A 20,020-nucleotide genomic window follows, 5' to 3' on the forward strand; every position below is an offset into this window, starting at 1 on the left:
TGCCGAGTTCGCGCAGCGCATCCTTGCCGACCCAGCGCGGCGCGGCGTCGGCGGAGGCGGCCAGGCGCTGGGCCACCGCGAGCGCGGCGGCATGCAGCACGGCATTGCGCTTGCCGATCGAACGCAGCGCCCAGTTGATCGCTTTCTTGACGAAGTTGCGCTCGTCGCCGGCCGCGGCTTCGATCAGTTCCAGGCCGTGCAGGAAGGCCGCGTCGGGCGCCGCCTTGTCGTGCACGGTCTTGCTGGCGAGCAGGGCGAACGCCGCGCGCTTGAGGTATTCGTCGCGGCGCCCGGCCCATTGCTCGATCTTGCGCCAGGCATGCGGGCTGCGATCGAACAAGGCGAAGCAGACGGTGTCGCACACCGCCCAGTTGTCGAACTCGCGACCCCAGCGATCCATCTGCGCGGCGCTGACTTCGGCCGGGTCCTCGAGATAGGACGCCAGCAAGCGCGCTTCGTACCAGCCGCTGTCCCACAGCGCCTGGGCGAGTTCGCGGTCGCGGCCGAAGCCCTTGGCGATGGCCTGGATCGAGGCCATCGGCACGCCGAAGGCGCGCTCGGTCGGGATCGCGTAACGCGCCAGGCCCTCGCGATGGCTCGCACTGGAGGCGGCGCGCAGTCGCGCCAGGGCATCGGCCAGGCGTTGCTCGATCGGCGGCAGCGGTGCGGGCGACATCGGCGCCGTCCGCTTGCGCGCGGACGGCTGGTGGGTAGCCTGGGCGGCGGCGGTGCGGGCCATGTCCTTACCCTCGCGAAACGGCAACGCCAATGTACCCATCGGCGCCGCCGCCCGCCATGTCCCGGCCTCTGCGACCGGGCGCCGCATCAGACCTCGGTCGAGTCGCTCGAGCCGGCCGCGCCGTTCCTGGCCGGCGCCGGGCGCAGCAGGCTGAGGGCGATCGCACCGCCGATGATCGCGGCGACGCCGAGCAGCGAGATCAGGATCGGCACCTTGTATACGTCGATCAGCAGCATCTTGGCGCCGATGAACACCAGCACCAGGGCCAGACCGTAGGGCAGCAGGTGAAAGCGATCGGCCATGCCCTGCAGCAGGAAGAACATCGCGCGCAGGCCGAGCACCGCGAACACGTTCGAGGTCAACACGATGAAGGGGTCTTCGGTGATCGCGAAGATCGCCGGGATCGAGTCGACCGCGAAGATCACGTCGGTGACGCCGATCAGCACGATCACCACGAACAGCGGCGTGTACCAGCGCTGGCCGTCGCGCTGGATCGAGATCGCCGCGCCGTGGTAACCATCGGTCAGGCGCAGATGGCTGCGCATCCACTTCAGCAACGGATTGCGGTCGAGGTCGGGCGCCTTGCCGGCGGCCAGCAGCATCTTGATGCCGGTCACCACCAGGAACACGCCGAACACGTACAGGATCCAGTGGAACTTGGCGAGCAGCAGGGCGCCGGCGAAGATCAGGATCGCGCGCAGGGCGATCGCGCCGAGCACGCCGATCACCAGCACGCGCTGGCGCTGCTCCTCGGGCATGGCGAAATAGGAGAACAGCATCAGGAACACGAAGATGTTGTCGACCGCGAGAGATTTCTCGACCAGGTAGCCGGTCAGGAACTCCAGGCCGATGCGGTTGCCGATCTCGGCGCCGGACTGCTGGGTCACCCACCACCACAGGCCGGCGTTGAACAGCAAGGCCAGGCCGATCCAGCCGACGCTCCACCAGGCCGCTTCCTTGAAGGTCACCTTGTGCGGCCCGCCATGGCGCATCAGCACCAGATCGACGAGCAAAGCGACGACGACGAAGGCGACGAACGCGCCCCAGAGCATCGGACTTCCGATGGTTTGCATGTGATTCTCCCGGAGATGAAAAGCTGGCGGCGAACTGCGTGACCGCAGCCGCGAGGCGTCATTCATCCGAAGGAATCGGGGAGGACGGAGCTTCGCCGCTGGCGGCGAAGGTCTTGCCCGCGTACGGCCGGATCGTTCGATCCATGGCCGGCACGCCTGTCGCACCGGGGCGGTCAGCCCGTAATGACGATACGACAGCGGGAGCTACTCCCCTTCTGGCGGGCACCTTAGCACGGGCGCGGCTGAATTTCAGTTCAGCTTCTGCGGCGATCTTGGCTAGGAGCGTCCGCATTCGCCTCGGCGATCACCCCGGACTGCGGTACAGCGCTACGGTCGCCAGCCGCGGCGTGTCGTAGGCGTACTCGATGCTCACGCGCACGCGCCGGGCGCGCACCGGGTCGAAACGCTCCAGGCGCTTGTAGCCGATGGTCGTGCCCCAGGCGAACGGCCGCCAACCGCCATCGCGCCAATACTCGACGCGGTGATTGGCGATGTGCTGGCCGTGAGCGATCGCTTCCTGCAGGCACAGCAGATCGAATTCGATCTCGCGATCGAGTTCGAACTCGATCCAACCGTTGCGGACATCGGCGGCCGGCGACCAATACGACTCGGCCTCGCCGTCGAGCACGCGCGCGGGCGCATGGCCGTCGGCGCTGGCGCTCGCACGCACCCGTGCCGGCGCGAGCAGGTTGCCGCCGGCGAACATCGCCTGGCGGCGCTGTCCGAACGCGGCCAGATTAGCCGCATCGGTCGCGTGGAAAAGGCCTTCGCGGGTCGGCGGCACGTTGAGCAGCAGCTTGCTGTTGCGCCCGACCGAGCTGCAATACAGGTCGATCAGTTGCTGCGGGCTGCGCACCTTCGCGTCTTCGGCCGCATGCCAGAACCAGCCGGGTCGGATCGACACGTCGGTTTCGCCGGGACGCCAGACCGAACCGTAAGGATCGCCCTGTTGCAGGGCTTCGCCGACCCAGGGCCGGTCGAACCCCGCATGGGGCACGCGCGCCGGATCGACCGGGGACCAGCAGGTACTGCCGGCCACGCCGCGCTCGTTGCCGATCCAGCGCACGTCGGGGCCGGCATCGGAAAACACGATCGCATCGGGTTGCAGCTCGCGCACGGTGCGGTGGATGCGCGGCCAGTCGTAAGCCTGGCGCTTGCCGTTCGGGCCCTCGCCGTTGGCGCCGTCGAACCAGACTTCCACCACCGGGCCATAGCCGCTCAACAGCTCGGTCAACTGCGCGATGTAAAAATCGTCGTAGGCCTTTCCGCTGCCGTAACGCGGCTCGTGCCGGTCCCACGGCGACAGATAGAACCCCACGCCGAGGCCTTCGGCGCGGCAGGCGTCGACGAACTCGCGCACCAGGTCGCCGCGGCCGTCGCGCCACGGACTGCTGCGCACGCTGTGCGCGGTGGTCGCGGTCGGCCACAGGCAGAACCCATCGTGATGCTTGGCGGTCAGGATCAGGCTGCGGAAACCGCCGGCCTTGGCCGCGCGCGCCCATTGCCCGGCATCGAGCCGGGTCGGCGCGAACGCCTGCGGGTCTTCGTCGCCCTCGCCCCATTCGCGGTCGGTGAAGGTGTTGACGGTGAAATGCACGAACAGCGCCAGCTCTTCGCGTTGCCAGGCCAACTGCTGCGGCGTCGGCCGCGGCCGCGAGGAACCTTCGGATGGGGCCTGCGATGTGGCGACCTGTGCGGAAACCGCGGGTGCGGCACTGAAGGCCACCGCGCCGGCGCCGCCAGCGATCAGGAAACGACGTCGATCCATGGAACTCCTCGCAATGCGGCCGCGACCGATGCGGACCGCGGCAGGTTTCGATGATCCGAGTCTAGTCGCAGTCGCGGCTCGCTCCCAGGCATGCGGGGATGCATCCGCCTGCGTTTTCGAACCTGCGCGATGCTTATGCGATGACCAGCCCTGCATTGGATTTTTTTGGAGATCCGTCGCCGCGTAGAAAAAGCGAATGCAGGAATGCGGTCGTGCACCGCTGCGGTTGACCGCATCGGCACCGGTCTGTTTCGATGCCTGCGATTGGTCACCGCCGGAGCAAGAGCATGTCGTCTGCGAGTCGCCCCCTTCATCGAGTGTATTTCTTCGCTGCGTTGCTCGCCGCCGTGTGGACGGGCTGCGGGCTCGCGACGGCGGCCACGCCGGCCGCCGACGCGCCGAAACCGGCGGTCGCCGCACCGAGCGAGAGCCAGGCCGCGTTCGATGCGCGCATGCAGTGGTGGCGCGAAGCGCGCTTCGGCCTGTTCGTGCACTGGGGCCTTTACTCGGGCGCGGCCGGACGATGGAACGGCGAGCCGGTCAAGGGCTCGGCCGAATGGATCCAGCGCAATGCGCACGTGCCGACCGACGAGTACGCGCGGCAGATGCTGCCGTTGTTCAAGCCCAAGCCCGGCTTCGCCCGCGAGTGGGCCAGGTTGGCCAAGGACGCGGGCGCGAAGTACCTGGTGTTCACCAGCAAACACCACGAAGGCTTCGCCCTGCACGACAGCGCGGTCAGCCGCTTCGACGCCCAGGACGCGGTCGGCCGCGACCTGGTCCGCGAAATCGTCGACGCCGCACGCGCCGAAGGCCTCAAGGTCGGCCTGTATCACTCGGTGATCGATTGGCATCATCCGGCCTACCCTTACCGCGATTTCGCCCGTCTGGAACACCCGCTGCCGCATCCGCTGGAAAAGGCGACCGAGCGGGACGACCCCGGTTACTCGCAGCGCGCCGACCTCAAGGGCTATCAGAACTTCCTGCGGGCGCAGGTGCGCGAGCTGGTCGAGCACTACGGTCCGATCGACGTGCTGTGGTGGGACTATTCCAATCCCGGCGCCGAAGGCGAAACCTGGCGCGCGAGCGAGTTGATGACCATGGTGCGCGCCGCGCAGCCTGGCATCGTCATGAACAATCGTTTGTACCGCTCGCTCGGCTACGACGATCCGCAAGGCAGCCTGCGCTGGTTCGATCGTGCGCACGGCGACTTCACCACCCCCGAGCAGGCGATCCCGGCGCAGGGCATGCCCGGGGTCGACTGGGAAGCCTGCATGACCATGAACGGCACCTGGGGCTATAGCGCGCTCGACGAGCAATGGAAGTCGACTCGCGAGTTGGTCCGCAACCTTGTCGACACCGCCAGCAAGGGGGGCAACTTCCTGCTCAACATCGGGCCGCAGGCGGACGGCAGCGTGCCTCAGGCCAGCGCGACCCGGCTCGAGCAGATCGGCGCCTGGCTGCGCCGCAACGGCGAGTCGGTCTATGCCACCCAGGCCAGCCCGTTCGATGCCGTCGCCTGGGGACGCATCACCGCGAAGCCCGACCGCATCTACCTGCATGTGTTCGAGCGCCCGGCCGACGGCCGTCTGCGTCTGGAGATCGACGGTGCGCGGCGCGCGCGACTGCTCGATGGCGGCGCCGCGCTGACGACGCGTCGCGAAGGCCGGCACCTGATCGTCGAATTGCCCAAGCCGCTGCCCGACGCGACCGACACCGTGGTCGAGCTGCTGCCGGCGGAGTCGTAAAGCCCCGCTCCGTCACGCCGCGGACTGCGGCGGAGTTGTGCCGTTTTGTGCGCTTGGCCTGGCGCGGGTGACGCGCTTTGCCAGCCCGGTTGTCGCTGCGGGCGCGCATCTGCCGCGGTGGGTCAGACTATCGACGCCCGCACATCGGCCATCACAGATCCGACGAGACGGACATCAAAAAAACACCTTGATATTCCGATAGTTAGCGGCTTTTGCCATCACGCGCCGTTGACGCAGGCCCCTCGTAAATAGCAAGGACGTCAGGGGGCGTCATCCATGAAAAATATCGAAGTTTTCAGCATTGCCACTGCGCGCATCTGTGCGGCGGCGCTCGAACAGCATCCCGTCGTAGCCCGCTTCAACGCCGAGGAATCGGCGCGGCATATCCCAGGCCTGGACCCGGCCAATCGCGAAGACATGGCGGCCGCGGTGCTGGCGTGCGGCGCCACCTTCGAATGGTTGCTCGACGAGGGTTATCTGCGCAGTACCGCGTGCGTGAAAGAGTCCTTGAACGGCGTGGCCTTCGTCCACATGGCCTTGCGCTATCGCCTGACCGAGAAAGGGTTCGCGGTGCTCGGCGCGCAGGCGCATTCGACCGACGAAAGCAAGACCATCGGCGAACGCCTGATCGCCGCGGTCAAGCTCGGCGGCGCGGACCGGATCAAGGAATCGGTCAAGCTCATGATCGGCGCCGGCGCCGGATCGCGCACTCAGCTGCAGGCGATGAGCTGATCGCGCTTATCTGCCATGCGCACCTCCAACCGATACGCGCTTCAACGCAACGCGACGTCGTCAGCGCCGCCTGCAGCGGCACCGATGCGGTGAGCGCCAGGGATCCAGCACCCGCAGGCTTGCTGCGGGTGCTGGAGACTGCATCGCCTCGGCGCCACGCGCCGTGAACGCCACAGCGCAGCGACGCAGTCAGGGCGTGGTGTAGCTCAGCAGCAGCTGCGGCGCGTTCGCGCCTTCGCGCGAGGACCAGTCGACGCCGTCGGTGACGCCGGAGGCCGGCACCAGGATCACGCCGTTGTTGGCGACCGTGCCCGCGGCCCAGTTCTTCACCAGTTGCAGGCCGGCGGCATTGAGGCTGACGTACTGCGCACCGGTCGCGCTCGGCGTGACCGAGCCGAGCTTGGTGCCCAGGCTGGCGCCGCTGTAGGTCGCGTTGCTCTCGGTCCAGCTCGTCGTCACCTGGTACAGATCGTAGACGCCGGTCGAACGGTCGCTGACCTGCAACTTCACCTGCGCCGAGGTCAGGTTGAGCCCCGCCGCGCTGCTGACGTTCCAGCCCATCAGGCCGCGCAGTTGCTGGCCGCCGTCGCTGCCGTCGGCGTACAGCACGGTCGAGTTGACCCGGGTGCCACCGGATTTGACGGTGACGTCGCGCACTGCGTTGAGGGTCAGCGACTGCGAGGGGCTGCCGCCCTTGTTGCAGGTGCCGCTGAACTGGTCGGTGTAGCTGCTGCCGGCGCGCGGCACGAACTCGCCGGTGTAGCCGGTCGCGGTCAGGGTCAGCTTGAGCACACCGTGGGTGTTGTCGTTGCTCGCCTCGAGCGAGGCATGGCTGCCGTCGATGCCGTAGAACGCGCGGCCGCCGGTACCGATCAGGATCTGGCGGATACCGTCGCTGGCCGCGGCCTGGCTCGGATTCATCTTGCCGTAGCGCTGGTAGTTGTGGTCGTGGCCGACCAGGACCAGGTCGGCCTTCGCCGCATACAGCGCGTCCCAGAACGGCTTGACCTGGCTGTAGCCGCTATAGCTGCCGCGGCTCACCAGCGGGTGATGGAAGTAAGCCGCGGTGCAGGGCTTGGTGTTGGCGGCGAGATCGTTCTTGAGCCAGGTGATCTGGGTCGAGGACACGGTGCCGCCGGTCATGGTGTTCAAGGCGATGAAATGCCAGTCGCCCACGTCCCAGCTGTAATAGCCCTTGCTGCGATTGCCGGCCGGGCCGTCGGCGTTGCCGACGCCGTTGAAGTAATCGAAGTAGCCGCTGGCGCCGCTGGTGTAGTACTCGTGGTTGCCCGGCGAGGGGCTGGTCAGCGCCTTGAAGCGGCCCCAGGTCGGTGCATAGCGATTGTTGAACTCGCTCAAGGTGCCGCTGTTGTACGCGTTATCGCCGGCGGTGAACACCGCGGTCGGGTTGATCGCGACGATCAGGTCGGAAGTGCCCTGGCAGGCGCTGCCGCTGGTGTCGCAGATGTCGCCGGCGCCGGCGACCACCACGCTCGCCAATTCCAGCGCGGTCGCGCTGTACTCGTAGCGGTCGAGCTGGAAGGCGCTGTCGGGCTGACTGAAATACGGCTTGATGTCGACGCAGTCGCCGCGCAGCGCGCGGGTGTGGAAACTGCGCTCGTTCCAGTGCTTGCCTTCGAATACCTGGCGGTCGCCGCCGCTGCTGGTCAACACCAGCGAGTCGTAACCGCTGAGCTTGAGTTGCTTGAACCCCAGCCGCATCCACTTGGCCCCGCTTTCGCAGACGCGGTCGAGCGCGACGGCCTTGGCCAGCGGCGTCGCCTTGGGCGCCGGCACCGGCTTGCTGATGGTGCCGTCCTCGGACAGCTGCAGCGTGCGCTGGCTGGCCGATGCGGGCGCGAGTACGGCGGCGATCAACAACGAGGCGATCGCGCCCTGGGCGGGCAGGCCCTTGAGCATGGGGTTCACTGGCTGTCTCCGAAACGGTGATGGCGGGCGGGTGCGGTCCGGGCGGACACGAACGTTGCGGAGTGTGGCGGCTAAACGGCTACACGATTGCGACGGATGCCGCGCCGGATGCGACGGCGCCTGCGCCGGTCGTCACAGATCGGCGTCCCGCCGACGGACGGTCGCCGGATGGCACGCAAACAATGTGCTTTGTGTCGGTTCTTTGTAAGGGCTTGCCCCTGTAGGAGCGACGTGAGTCGCGACAATGGGACGCGCCGAAATAGCGAGGCCGATGTAGCCCATCGAAGCGGCGCGCCTCATGCCAGGGCAGGAGCGGCGCAAACCGCGACCGCGAACCTGCGGCCGGCGGCGTAGGCAATCGTGGTTGCGTGGTCGCGGCTTACGCCGCTCCTAGAGTGATCAGATCGCAATTGCCGCTGCGTGGATTTTGATTTTCTGCGTGCCGGCCTACGCAAGACCCGTAGGGCGGCCGTAGGGATGCGGGCCGTGCGCAAGCAGGCCACCGCACTGCGCCCGGTAAAGCCGCAACCGGAGACGGCGCGGTCGCGACTTGCGTCGCTCCTACCCTCGCGAAACTACGCGGCTTCGATGAAGACCACCGGCGTTGCCGCTTCCGCGCTGCTCTTGGCCCAACGGCCCATCACTCGCCCTGGGTCGGCGCCCCCTGCCCCGCGATCTCCAGCAACTCGATCTCGAATACCAGGGTCGCATTGGGCTCGATCTGGCCGGGCACGCCCTGCTCGCCGTAGGCCAGCTTGGCCGGAATCCAGAATCGGTAATGGCTGCCGGGGGTCATGAGCTGGACCGCCTCGGTCCAGCCCGGCATGACCTGGGCGAGCACGAATTCGGCCGGGTGGTCGGTGTCGTAGGTGCTTTCGAACTTGCTGCCATCGAGCAATCGGCCGACATAGTTCACGCGGACGGTGTCGGTGGCTTTCGGGTGCGGGCCCTTGCCGGCGCGCAGCATCTGGTACTGCAGCCCCGACGGAGTGCTGACCACGCCGGCGACTTTAGCGTTCTTCTTCAGGAAGGCCTCGCCGGCTTCGAGGTTGCGCACCGCGAGTCGCTTGAGCTCGCCGTCGCGCTTGTTGCGCAGATGCTCGCTGAAGCCTTCGCGGATCCGCTTGCTGTGCGCTTCGTCGAACAGCGGCGGCGCGCCGGCCTGGGCGTCGCGGATCGCGCGCAACACGATGCGCTGGTCCAGCTCGCCGCGGATCGGTTCGATGCTGCGGGCGAAGTCGCGGCCGACGATGTAGCTGATGCGCGCCTTCTGGTCGGCGAGTTCGGCCGCGGTCAAGGCCGCGGCACCGCCGCCGGCGTCGCTCTTCGCCGCGTCCGGCGCCGGCGGCGCGCAAGCGGCCAGCGTCGATACGGTGATGGTCAATAGCGCGGCATGCAGGGGGTTCGGACGACGCATGGAAACTCCGTGGCGCAAGGGCGGATGCAGGAACATCGTTCGGGAAGGCGGCATCAGTCGGTCACCGCGAAGGTCAGCATCATGCCCATGTCCTCGTGTTCGAGGTTGTGGCAATGAAGCATGTAGCGTTGGCTGCCGCTGAGCGCTTGGGCGAAATCGATGGCCAGGCGCACGATCTCGCCGGGCCAGACCACGACGGTGTCGTTCCAGCCGAGGTCCTGCGCGGTCAGTCCGCCGGCGGCGACCTGGCGGCCGCGGATGTCGGGCGGGCTGATGCTGCGCGAGAGCACGCGGAACTGGAAACCGTGCAGGTGGATCGGGTGCGGCATGCTGGTCATGCTGTTGCGGATTTCCCAGACCTCGCGGCTGCCGCGGCGCACCGAGAACGACGGCTCGTGGCCGTCGTCGTGAAAATTCCAGTCGTTGATGAACCAGCGCCCCGCCTCGTCCATGCGCAGGCGCAGCGCGCGTACCGGCCAGCCGGCGGTGTCGGGCAGCGGCTCGATCTTCGACAAGGCACTGAGGTCGGGCAAACGCGCGGGCGGCCGGCGCTCGTCGGCGCATTCGATCAGGCGCAGTTCCATCAGGTCCAGCGCGGCGCCCATCGGCGTGGCGCCGGGATGATCGGCCATCGGGTCGGGCAGGAAGGCGCCGGACTCGTCCTCGTTCTCCATCGCCACGTAATCGAGGCTGCGCAGCATCACCCGCTGACCCGGGGTAAGCGCGCCGAAGTCGACCAGCACGTCGATGCGCTGCGCCGGGGCGAGAAACACGTCGTCGACCGGCCAGGCCTGGGCGAGCAGGCCGCCGTCGGTGCCGATCAACTGCATCGGCAGCACCCGCTCGCCTTGCACGAAGGCGACCCGCAACATGCGCGCGTTGGCGACGTTGGCCAGGCGGAAGCGATACCAGGCCGGAATCACGTCGAGATAAGGCTCGGGCGTCCAGTTGATCAGCACGCGGTTGCCGATCCAGTCGTCGGCGCCGTCCTTGTAGACGATGGCGTTGTCGTCGGCGACCTGTTTGTCGGCGATCATCAAGGGCAGGTCGCGCTCACCCCAGCGCATCCCGAGGCGTTGCCGCAACGCACGCTCTTCCTCGTCCTCGACCAACAGCAGACCGGCCAGCCCGCGTTGCAACTGCACGCCGGTGCGGCCATGCGGATGGGCGTGATACCAATACAAGCCGGCGCGGTTGTCGATGCGGTAGCGGTAACGGCGGCTGGCGCCGGCCTCGACCGGGTGCAGGCCGCTGCCGTCGTTGGCCTCGTCGATGCTGAGGCCGTGCCAGTGAATCGTCGTCACCTCGGCGAGGCGGTTGTCGAGCTCGACCTCGACCGTGTCGCCGCGGCGCGCATGCAGCAACGGATTGGCGACGTCGTGGGCACCGACACGGCCGGTATAGGCCCACAGCGAGGTCGGCGCCCCTGGGAACAAGCCCACACTGAGCGTCCGTGCCGACAGACGCAGCGGCTGCTTCAGATCGACCTCGGCGAGCAGCCCCTCGGCTCCGGGCAGACGCAGCGGCTGCACGAAACGCGCGTCCGGCGCCAGCTCCGACAACTTCGGCGCCGGGCCCGACCCGAGGCTGTGACCGTGACCGCCGGTCCAGCGCCACAGCGCCAGGGGGCCGGCCACGGTCGCAGCGCCGCCCACGGTCAGGCCGACCAGAAAGCGGCGGCGTTGCGGGTCGGTCATCGGTGCGGCATCCCCGGAAGCGTCAGGCGACCCGCCATCATCCACACCCCATGTTGCAGATGTTGCAGGCACGCGTCGCTTCTGTGACGGCGATCAATTCGGTGGCCACTCGGCGGGCATCGAGGCTAGGGATGGCGGGGTTGCGGTCGGATGCGTCGCAACCTGGCACGGCCCGGTCGCGACTTGCGTCGCTCTTACCCTGCGACTGTTCGCGACCTCGATCAGTGACGACGACGATGCGGCGTCGATCCATTCCATGGTCGCGGCTCACGCCGCTCCTACAGGGCCACGGCCAGGAACGCCGCGAGGTTGGGGCATCGCGGTCGCGACTTGCGTCGCTCCTACCTGCGATTGTTCGCGGCCTCGATCAGTGACGACGACGATGCGGCGTCGATCCATTCCAAGGTCGCGGCTTACGCCGCTCCTACAGGGCCACGTCCAGGAACGCCGCGAGGTTGAGGGCATCGCGATCGCGACTTGCGTCGCTCCTACCCCAAGGCGATCGCGTCGACGGAGCCCCGCTCCGGCACGCTCCGCGTCACCCAGGTCCGCAGCGCCACATAGAACACCGGGGTCAGGAACAGGCCGAACAAGGTCACCCCGAGCATGCCGGCGAATACGGTGATGCCGGTGGCGGCGCGCACTTCGCTGCCGGCGCCTTGGCCGATCAGCAGGGGCACGGTGCCGGCGATGAAGGCGATCGAGGTCATCACGATCGGGCGCAGGCGCAGGCGGCAGGCTTCCAGAGCCGAGTCCACGATGCCCTTGCCCTGCAGTTCGAGTTCGCGGGCGAACTCGACGATCAGGATCGCGTTCTTGCAGGCCAGGCCCATCAGCACGACCAGGCCGACCTGCACGAACACGTTGTTGTCGCCGCCGCTCAACCAAACGCCCAGCAAGGCGGACAACAAGGTCATCGGCACGATCAGGATCACCGCGAGCGGCAAGGTCCAGCTTTCATACAACGCGGCCAGCACCAGGAACGCCAGCAGCACCGCCAGGGGGAATACGATCAGCGCGGCCTTGCCCTGGGTCGCCTGCTGATAGCTCAGGTCGGTCCATTCGATCGCCATGCCCTTGGGCAGGGCCTGCGCTGCGAGTTCGCGCAGGGTCTGCATGGCCTGGCTGGACGACAGCGCCCGCGGGTCGGATTCGCCGACCAGGTCGGCGGCGGGATAGCCGTTGTAGCGGATCACCGGGTCGGGGCCGTAGGTCTCGCCGAGGCTGACCATCGAACCCAGCGGAACCATGTCGCCGTCGCCGTTGCGCACGCGCAGGTTGGCGATGTCCTCGATGCTGTCGCGATGGGCGCCGTCGGCCTGGGCGATGACTTGGTAGGTGCGGCCGAAGCGGTTGAAGTCGTTGACGTAGGACGAGCCCAGGTAAGTCTGCAAGGTGGCGAACAGCTCGTCGAGCGGCACGCCCTGGGCCTTGGCCTTGGCGCGGTCGACGCGCGCGTCGAGTTGCGGCACGTTGGCCTGATAGGTGCTGATCGGATAGCCCATGCCCGGGGTCTGCGCGACCGCGCCGCTCATGGCGTTGAGCGCGTTCTGCAGCTCGCCGTAACCGTGGCCGCTGCGGTCCTGGATGTACAGGGCATAGCCCGAACCCGCGCCGAGGCCGAGGATCGGCGGCGGCATGAACGAGAACGCCGCGCCGTCCTGCAAGGCGGCGAACTTCTCGTTGAGTTCGGCGTTGATCGCCTCGGCGCTGCGTTCGCGTAGGGCGAAGCCGTCGAGTTCGAAGAACAGAGTGCCCGTATTGGGCGTGTTGGTGAACTGCAGCGGATTCAGGCCGGGATAGCCTTCGGACGCCGATACGCCTTCGGTCGACATCGCGATCGCGCTCATCTTGCGGATCACCGCGTCGGTGCGCGCGAGCGAGGCGCCCTCCGGCAGTTTCACCCCGCCGATCAGGTACAGCTTGTCCTGGATCGGGATGAAGCCGCCCGGCACGGCCTTGAACATCAGGCCGGTCGCGACCAGCAGCACCGCATACACCACGAACACCGCGCCGCGCTTGCCCAGCGTGCGGGAGACCGCGCCCTGGTAATTGCGCGAGCTCGAGGCGAAGAAGCGGTTGAAGGGACGGAACAGCCAGCCGAACAGGCGGTCGATCAAACGGGTCGGCGCATCCTTGGGCGCGCTGTGCGGGCGCAGCAGGCGCGCGGCCAGCGCCGGCGACAGAGTCAGCGAGTTGATCGCCGAGATCACCGTCGAGATCGCGATGGTCACCGCGAACTGCTTGTAGAACTGGCCGGTCACGCCCGACAGGAACGCCATCGGCACGAACACCGCGCACAGCACCAGCGCGATCGCGACGATCGGGCCGGACACTTCCTTCATCGCCTGGTGCGCCGCCGCGAGCGGGGTCAGCCCTTCCTCGATGTTGCGCTCGACGTTTTCCACCACCACGATCGCATCGTCGACCACGATGCCGATCGCCAGCACCAGCCCGAACAGGCTCAGGGTGTTGATCGAGAACCCGAGCAGGTACAGCGCGGCGAAGGTGCCGACCACCGACACCGGCACCGCCAGCAACGGAATGATCGAAGCGCGCCAGGTCTGCAGGAACAGGATCACCACCAGCACGACCAGGGCCACCGCTTCCAGCAGCGTGGTCACCACCGCCTCGATCGAGTCGCGCACGAACACGGTCGGGTCGTAGACGATGCGGTACTCCAGCCCGGGCGGAAAGGTCTGCGCGAGTTCGTCCATGCGCGCGCGCACCGCGTTCGACAGGCCGATCGAATTGGCGCCGGGCGCCTCGAACAAGCCGATCGCCACCGCATCGCGGTTGTCGAGCTGGGCGCGCAGGCTGTAGTCCCCGGCGTCGAGTTCGATCCGGGCCACATCCGACAGGCGCACCAGTTCGCCGTCGGCACCGCGCTTGATGACGACCGCGCCGAACTCGGCCTCGCTCTGCAGCCGGCCTTGGGCGTTGATCGGGACCAGGAACTCGGCGCGGTTCGGCATCGGCTCGGCGCCAAGCTGCCCGGCCGAGACCTGCACGTTCTGTTCGCGGATCGCCGCCACCACGTCGCTCGCGCTGAGGCCGCGCGCGGCGATGCGATTGGGGTCGAGCCAGATCCGCATCGCGTAGTCGCCGCTGCCGAACATCTGGATCTGGCCCACGCCGGGCAGGCGTGCGAGTTCGTCCTTGAGCTTCAAGGTCGCGTAGTTGCGCAGGTACAGCGAGTCGTACTTGCTCTCGGGCGAGATCAGATGCACCAGCATGGTCAGGGTCGGCGACTGCTTCTGGGTGGTGATGCCCTGCCGCCGCACGTCTTCGGGCAGGCGCGCCAAGGCCTGGCTGACCCGGTTCTGCACCTGTACCTGGGCCTGGTCGGCGTCGGTGCCGGGCTTGAAGGTGACGGTGACCACCAGCACGCCGTCGGAGCCGGCGACCGACTTCATGTACATCATGCGTTCGACGCCATTGATCGCTTCCTCCAGCGGCGTGGCCACGGTTTCGGCGATGACCTTGGCGTTGGCGCCAGGGTAGACCGCGCGCACCACCACGGTCGGCGGCACCACGTCGGGGTATTCGCTGACCGGCAACAGCGGGATCGCGATCAGGCCGGCGGCGAAGATCAGGATCGACAGCACCGCGGCGAAGATCGGCCGGTCGATGAAGAAACGCGAGAAATCCATGACGGAGTCCTGGGCGGCGCGAGGCCGCAGGCGGCCGCAACCGGCGTCGAGGACGCCGGCCGGGTGGGTTCGGAAGCGATGGGCGGCGCGGCGCGCGAGGCGCGCCGGCCGGAATCAGGCGGCGGCGCGCAGCTCGGTCGTCGGCCGTTGCGCGACCTGTACGCCGAAGGCTTCGAGTTGGCGCAGCTGGTAGGCCGGGTCGATCAGCAGGTCCGGCGTGTACAGGCCCGGCGCGACCGCATCGCCACCGGCCAGGCCGAGCAGGCGTTCGACGCCGAGCGCGATGCCGAGTGCGGTCATTGGCGCCTGCCCTTGCGGATGCACCAGTTCGTGGCGGGTACGCACGTGGGTGCCGTCGTGACGTTCGCCTTCCAGCTCGATCACGATCTCGGTCGAGAAGGCTTCGCCGCGGCGCCGGCTCGCGCTTTCGCCCAAGGCCATGTCGAGGCGGATCGAGTGCGCGTCGGTCGCCGCAGCCAGGCTGACCACGTCCATCGGCGAATACGCGGCGGCCTGCACCACGGTGCCGTCGACGCTGGCGAAAGTGGCGGCCGCTGCTTCGCCGCGCACCCAGCGCCAGCGCCCGCGTTCGAGGATCTGCGCTGCCGCGGCGGTGGTCAGGCGTTCGTAGTCGGCGGCCGCGGCCGGGCCGCCCATGTCCTGCTCGTCGAGCAGGGCCGAGATCACGATGCGGTCGAGGCGACGGAACTCGCGCGCGAAGTGCAGCGCCGGCAAGGTCGCCGTGCCGGCCAGCCAATGGCTCGCCAGCAGGATCGGCGAACGCCCGGGATGGCGCAGATGGCGCGCGACTTCCGGGGCGATCTCGAACGAACCGCTGGAGGTGCTGACGTAGGGCAGGCCGTGGCGCTGGGCGTACTTGAGCGAGTTGAGGCTGTCGTCCTTGACGAATACCACCACCGCGCCGAAGCGCGCCTCGTCGCCGAGGCCGAGGTCGGCGCGCTCCAGGTCCACCCGCACCGCCTCCGCTCGGCCGACCTCGGCGGCAACCTTGGCCGCCTTGGCCGGGTCGCGGCCGGCGATGGCGATCGGCAGATCGGGCTGCAGGCGGCGCAGGGCCTGCGCGCCCTGGGCGCCGACCACGCCGGAACCACCGATGATGAGGACGGGTTTGTTGGCGATTGCGATCATGGTTCAAGCTCCTGGCTGAGCAGCGTGCGCGGCGCTCGACGGGCACCAGCGAAAGCTACGATTGGTAAGTTACCAATAGTAAGATATACTCCTGCCCAGGCTGTCAAGCGCTTTTTTCTTCATCGCACCCGCAACCCGCCCGCCAGAGATCGCTCCATGACCGAGACCCCCGCCAAACGCCTGCCCAAGGCCGAACGTCGCGAGCAGTTGCTCGAAACGGCAATGGGCATCGTCCGCGAGCAAGGCACCGATGCCTTGACCCTGGGTTACCTCGCCGAGCGCGCCGGGGTCAGCAAACCGATCGCCTACGAGCACTTCGGCACCCGCTCGGGTCTGTTGATCGCGCTGTACAAGCAGATCGACGAGCGCCAGAACGCAGTGGTGCGGCGCGACTTCGAGCGCACTCCGCAGCGCCTGCACGATGTCGCGCGGCTGCTCGGCGAGAGCTATATGAGCTGCTTCCGCACCGCCGGGCCGGAATGCCACGCGATCAACGCCGCGCTCGCCGGCGACGAGGAAATGGAGAAGTTCCAGCAGGAATTGGTCGAAGGCTATGTGCGCTTCTATCGCGACCTGCTCGCACCGTTCGCCCCGTCGTTGCCGGCCGATGAGTTGCTGCGCCGCTGCGTCGCCATCATCGGCGCCGGCGATGCGCTGTCGCGCGAGATGACGCGCGGGCGCATCGAGGAAGCCGATGCGGCGGCGACGCTGGCCCGGTTGATCGTCGGTACGATGGCCGACGCCGGCGTTTGAGCGGCGCGACTCAGTCGCCTCCGCCTCCGCCTCCGCCACCATCGCCACCTCCGCAGTCGCCACCGCCATCGGTGCCGACGTCGTTGCCGCAAGGACCGCCCCAGCCGGGGTCGCCGCAGTCTTGTCCGGCGGTGCTGCCGAAGAACAACGCCTGCGGAAATCCGAAATCGTTGGCCGCACCACGGCTCGATCCGTAACGCCCGGCTCCTGCGCGGCGCGTCCCGCTGGCAATGGCCTGGCCACTCGCATGTATCGCCAGGCACAGCGTCGCGCCGAGCACCGGCAGCAGCCAGATCAGCCTCAGTTGCCGGCGCCGCGTTTGGGTTCGCGGCTCCTCGTTGCGCACCACTACGACCGTGGCCCAAAGGTTGAGTGCGACGACAATGGCCATGCCGATAGCTACGCTGCTCATCGTGTTTCCCTCCACGCGGCCCGAGTTGCGCGCATCCTGGTCGAGGCCGTCGGCGGGCGTGTAAAAAACCGGTAAATATCCGCGGTTTTCGCACGTTCGGAGAGTGTGAATTCCATGCCTGGGACGGCGGTGTCGGCACTGCCGACCGCCCCTCGCGACACCTGCGGCGAAGGCGGCAAGCGCCGCCGTGCGAACCCGGGTTCGCCCCCGCGCCGATCGTGCTGGCTTTCAGGCGCTTTCGGCGGCGCGCGCGAGCAGCAGGTCGCGCTCGCGCACGTTGCGTGTCATCGAAGCGGCGCGTTCGAACTCGGCGCGCGCTTCGTCGCGGCGGCCGAGCTTGAACAGCAGGTCGCCGCGCACCGTCGGCAGCAAGTGGTAATGCTTGAGCGAAGGCTCGTCGATCAGCGTGTCGACCAGCTCCAGGCCGGCGGCCGGGCCGAACGCCATCGACAAGGCCACGGCGCGGTTGAGTTCGATCACCGGCGACGGCGTCAGCACCGCGAGTTGCTGGTACAGCGCGGCGATGCGCGGCCACGGCGTGTCCTGCGCGGTCGGCGCGCTGGCGTGGCAGGCGGCGATGCCGGCCTGCAGGGCGTATGGCCGCTGCGCACCGCCGAGGCGGATCGCGCGCTCCAGCGCGCTCAATCCGCGCTGGATCTGGATCCGGTCCCAGCGCGCGCGGTCCTGGTCGAGCAACAGGATCGGGGTGCCGTCGGCCGCAGTGCGCGCACCCGCGCGCGAGGCCTGGATTTCCATCAGCGCGACCAGGCCGTGCACTTCCGATTCGTTCGGCATCAGCCCGGCCAGGATACGGCCCAGGCGCAGTGCGTCCTCGCACAGGCCCGGACGCATCCAGTCGTCGCCGGCGGTGGCCGAATAGCCCTCGTTGAAGATCAGGTAGATGACCTCGAGCACCGAGGCCAGGCGCTGCGCCAGCTCCTCGCCGCGCGGCACCTCGAACGGCACCTGCGCCTCGGCCAGGGTGCGCTTGGCGCGGACGATGCGCTGGGCGATGGTCGGCTCGGCGGCGAGGAAGGCGCGCGCGATCTCGTCGGTGGTGAGGCCGCCGAGCAGACGCAGGGTCAGGGCCAGCCGCGCCTCGGTCGACAGCACCGGGTGGCAGGAAATGAATACCAGCCGCAGCAGGTCGTCGCCGATGTCGTCGTCGAGCTTGTCGAAGAAGGCGTCCTCGACCTCGTCCTGGCTGGCCTCGATCTCGCGCCCGATCTCCTCGTGCTTGCGGTCGAGCAGCTTCTTGCGGCGCAGCCGGTCGATCGCGCGGTTCTTCGCGGTCTGCATGAGCCAGGCGCCGGGATTGTCCGGCACCCCGGTCTCGGGCCAGCGCTCGAGCGCGATCACCAGCGCGTCCTGGGCGAGTTCTTCGGCCAGACCGACATCGCGCACCATGCGCGTCAGTCCGGCGATGAGTTTGGCCGATTCGATGCGCCAGACGGCGTCGATGGCACGGTGGGTATCGATGGCCGTCACGGCCAAGGATCAGACCACCTCGGGCACGCCGATGCAAGGCCCGGGGCCGGGCCGCGCGACCGCGTCCCGGCTTGGATTGGAGCGGCGCGAGCGGCGACCGCGATCCGTCGGCGCCCGGCGAAAGCGATCAAGCCGGACGGACGTCTCGGCCGCTAATGATCTGCGCTGCGGCCAACCCCGGCACATGACGTGGTCGCGGCTTGCGCCGCGCCTGCCCTTCGAGCGGTCAGGCGGCCTTTTCGCAGTTGATCATCCACGGTACGCCGAAGCGGTCGGTGACGATGGCGTAGGACAGCGCCCAAAAGGTTTCCTGCAGGGGCATGTCGATCCTGCCGCCGTCGGCGAAGGCCTCGTAGATGCGCTTGGCCTCGGCCGGGTCGTTCAAGGACACCACGACGTGCGCGCCGGTCACGCCCCGGTAGGGATACAGGTCGGTGGCGTCGGTGCCCATCAGGGCGAAGCCGTCGAGCTCGAAGCGGGCGTGCATGATCTTGTCGCGCTCGTGCTCGCCCAGGCCTTCGCAACCGGGGTGGTCGCCGAAGATCATCATGTCGGTGATCTTGCCGCCGAGGGTGCGTTGGTAGAACTCGAATGCCTGGCGGCAGTCGCCGTTGAAAGACAGGTAAGTGGTCAGTTGCATGGCGGGGTCGTCCTCGCTGGGGTGGGGGCGCTTGAACCGGATGAGACGGGCGCTGTGGCTGGGCATGGCCATCGCGTTGCGGGCGGCCACGACGGCCGGTGTCGTAATCACGACGAACCCGCGCGCCCGGAATCGACGCGCGAGCCGCGCTTGGTGCGGCCGTCAGTTCGACCAGGTCGCGACCCGGTCGCGCATGCGCTCTTCGGCGGCGCGCAGTTCCGGGCTCAAGGCGTCGCCGAAGTCGGCCAGGTCGTAGACCTGTCGGATTTCGATCTGCGCCGGCAGGCCCGGCGGGTGCGGCACGCGCTTGACCCATTCGACCGCTTCGGCGAGCGAGCGCGCCTGGATCAGCCAGAACCCGGCGACCAGTTCCTCGGTCGCGGCGAACGGGCCTTCGACGATCCGGCGCGAGGCGCCGTCGAACTGCACCCGCACGCCCTTCGCGCTCGGATGCAGCCCTTCGGCGGCGAGCAGCACGCCGGCCCGGACCAGTTCCTCGTTGTAGGCGCCCATCGCGCTCAGCAAGGCCGGATCGGGCAGCACCCCGGCCTCGCTGTCGCGGTCGGCCTTGACTATCAACATGAATTTCATCGTCGGTTCCTCGCGGACGAGCGGCCCGGTGGCGGCTCTCATGAGGACGACGAACGGTGCGCGGCCAAATCGACATCCGCGCCGGAAGGGCGCGGCCGGCGCCTTCGGGTCAGCGAATCGGCTCTCGCCCGTTTCGGCCGGACTCCGCCGGCGGCGGCGCGGCGGCGGCGCGGTCCGCGGACGGACGCACGGTGCTGCGGATGGCGCTCGCCAGCGGGCTGGGCAGACCGCAGC

At 68.3% G+C, this 20,020-nt stretch carries 15 protein-coding genes; 3 read left to right on the forward strand and 12 right to left on the reverse strand.

The window, feature by feature from the left end:
• The 3 genes from ACSAMQ_RS15565 to ACSAMQ_RS15575 form a co-directional block, all read right to left on the reverse strand.
• Positions 1–739: DNA alkylation repair protein (locus ACSAMQ_RS15565; RefSeq protein ID WP_435396517.1), on the reverse strand; the 739-nt coding region annotated here is incomplete at its 3' end.
• 86 nt (positions 740–825) lie between these two features.
• Positions 826–1,812: a TerC family protein gene (locus tag ACSAMQ_RS15570; RefSeq protein WP_435396518.1), complete on the reverse strand. Its 987-nt coding sequence runs from the start codon at positions 1,810–1,812 to the stop codon at positions 826–828.
• A gap of 304 nt (positions 1,813–2,116) precedes the next feature.
• On the reverse strand, positions 2,117–3,580 hold the full coding sequence (locus tag ACSAMQ_RS15575) for an alpha-L-fucosidase (protein WP_435396519.1): 1,464 nt from the start codon (positions 3,578–3,580) through the stop codon (positions 2,117–2,119).
• Between the two features lie 287 nt (positions 3,581–3,867).
• Between ACSAMQ_RS15575 and ACSAMQ_RS15580 the strand changes: the two genes are divergently transcribed.
• Complete coding sequence (locus tag ACSAMQ_RS15580) at positions 3,868–5,325, forward strand: alpha-L-fucosidase (RefSeq protein WP_435396520.1); 1,458 nt, start codon at positions 3,868–3,870, stop codon at positions 5,323–5,325.
• Between the two features lie 276 nt (positions 5,326–5,601).
• The gene (locus ACSAMQ_RS15585) at positions 5,602–6,057 is read left to right on the forward strand and encodes a hypothetical protein (RefSeq protein WP_435396521.1); all 456 of its coding nucleotides are present in this window, start codon (positions 5,602–5,604) and stop codon (positions 6,055–6,057) included.
• 189 nt (positions 6,058–6,246) lie between these two features.
• On the opposite strand, the gene ACSAMQ_RS15590 is transcribed toward ACSAMQ_RS15585, so the two are convergent.
• The 5 genes from ACSAMQ_RS15590 to ACSAMQ_RS15610 all read right to left on the reverse strand — a co-directional run bounded on the left by ACSAMQ_RS15590 (position 6,247) and on the right by ACSAMQ_RS15610 (position 15,902).
• Positions 6,247–7,977: a DNRLRE domain-containing protein gene (locus ACSAMQ_RS15590; RefSeq protein ID WP_435396531.1), complete on the reverse strand. Its 1,731-nt coding sequence runs from the start codon at positions 7,975–7,977 to the stop codon at positions 6,247–6,249.
• Positions 7,978–8,626: 649 nt separating this feature from the next.
• Positions 8,627–9,403 carry an FKBP-type peptidyl-prolyl cis-trans isomerase gene (locus tag ACSAMQ_RS15595; RefSeq protein ID WP_435396522.1) on the reverse strand — a complete coding sequence of 259 codons (777 nt, stop codon included), beginning with the start codon at positions 9,401–9,403 and terminating at the stop codon, positions 8,627–8,629.
• 53 nt (positions 9,404–9,456) lie between these two features.
• Positions 9,457–11,100 carry a multicopper oxidase family protein gene (locus tag ACSAMQ_RS15600; RefSeq protein WP_435396523.1) on the reverse strand — a complete coding sequence of 548 codons (1,644 nt, stop codon included), beginning with the start codon at positions 11,098–11,100 and terminating at the stop codon, positions 9,457–9,459.
• Positions 11,101–11,588: 488 nt separating this feature from the next.
• Complete coding sequence (locus tag ACSAMQ_RS15605; protein ID WP_435396524.1) at positions 11,589–14,753, reverse strand: efflux RND transporter permease subunit; 3,165 nt, start codon at positions 14,751–14,753, stop codon at positions 11,589–11,591.
• A gap of 114 nt (positions 14,754–14,867) precedes the next feature.
• Entirely contained in the window at positions 14,868–15,902 is a 1,035-nt protein-coding gene (locus ACSAMQ_RS15610; RefSeq protein WP_435396525.1) for a hypothetical protein, read from the reverse strand.
• Between the two features lie 156 nt (positions 15,903–16,058).
• Here ACSAMQ_RS15610 and ACSAMQ_RS15615 point away from each other — a divergent pair, with 156 nt between their 5' ends.
• A complete protein-coding gene (locus ACSAMQ_RS15615; protein ID WP_435396526.1) occupies positions 16,059–16,655 on the forward strand; it encodes a TetR/AcrR family transcriptional regulator in 597 nt (198 codons plus the stop codon).
• Positions 16,656–16,665: 10 nt separating this feature from the next.
• On the opposite strand, the gene ACSAMQ_RS15620 is transcribed toward ACSAMQ_RS15615, so the two are convergent.
• The 4 genes from ACSAMQ_RS15620 to ACSAMQ_RS15635 form a co-directional block, all read right to left on the reverse strand.
• Positions 16,666–17,067, reverse strand: a complete 402-nt coding sequence (locus tag ACSAMQ_RS15620; RefSeq protein ID WP_435396527.1) for a hypothetical protein — start codon at positions 17,065–17,067, stop codon at positions 16,666–16,668.
• Between the two features lie 228 nt (positions 17,068–17,295).
• Complete coding sequence (locus ACSAMQ_RS15625) at positions 17,296–18,555, reverse strand: RNA polymerase sigma factor (RefSeq protein ID WP_435396528.1); 1,260 nt, start codon at positions 18,553–18,555, stop codon at positions 17,296–17,298.
• A gap of 226 nt (positions 18,556–18,781) precedes the next feature.
• Positions 18,782–19,195 carry a VOC family protein gene (locus ACSAMQ_RS15630; protein WP_435396529.1) on the reverse strand — a complete coding sequence of 138 codons (414 nt, stop codon included), beginning with the start codon at positions 19,193–19,195 and terminating at the stop codon, positions 18,782–18,784.
• Between the two features lie 162 nt (positions 19,196–19,357).
• Positions 19,358–19,786: a YciI family protein gene (locus ACSAMQ_RS15635; protein ID WP_435396530.1), complete on the reverse strand. Its 429-nt coding sequence runs from the start codon at positions 19,784–19,786 to the stop codon at positions 19,358–19,360.
• Between the last annotated feature and the right edge of the window lie 234 nt (positions 19,787–20,020).

Source organism: Lysobacter sp. 1R34A (assembly GCF_051217035.1).
Classification (GTDB): domain Bacteria; phylum Pseudomonadota; class Gammaproteobacteria; order Xanthomonadales; family Xanthomonadaceae; genus Lysobacter.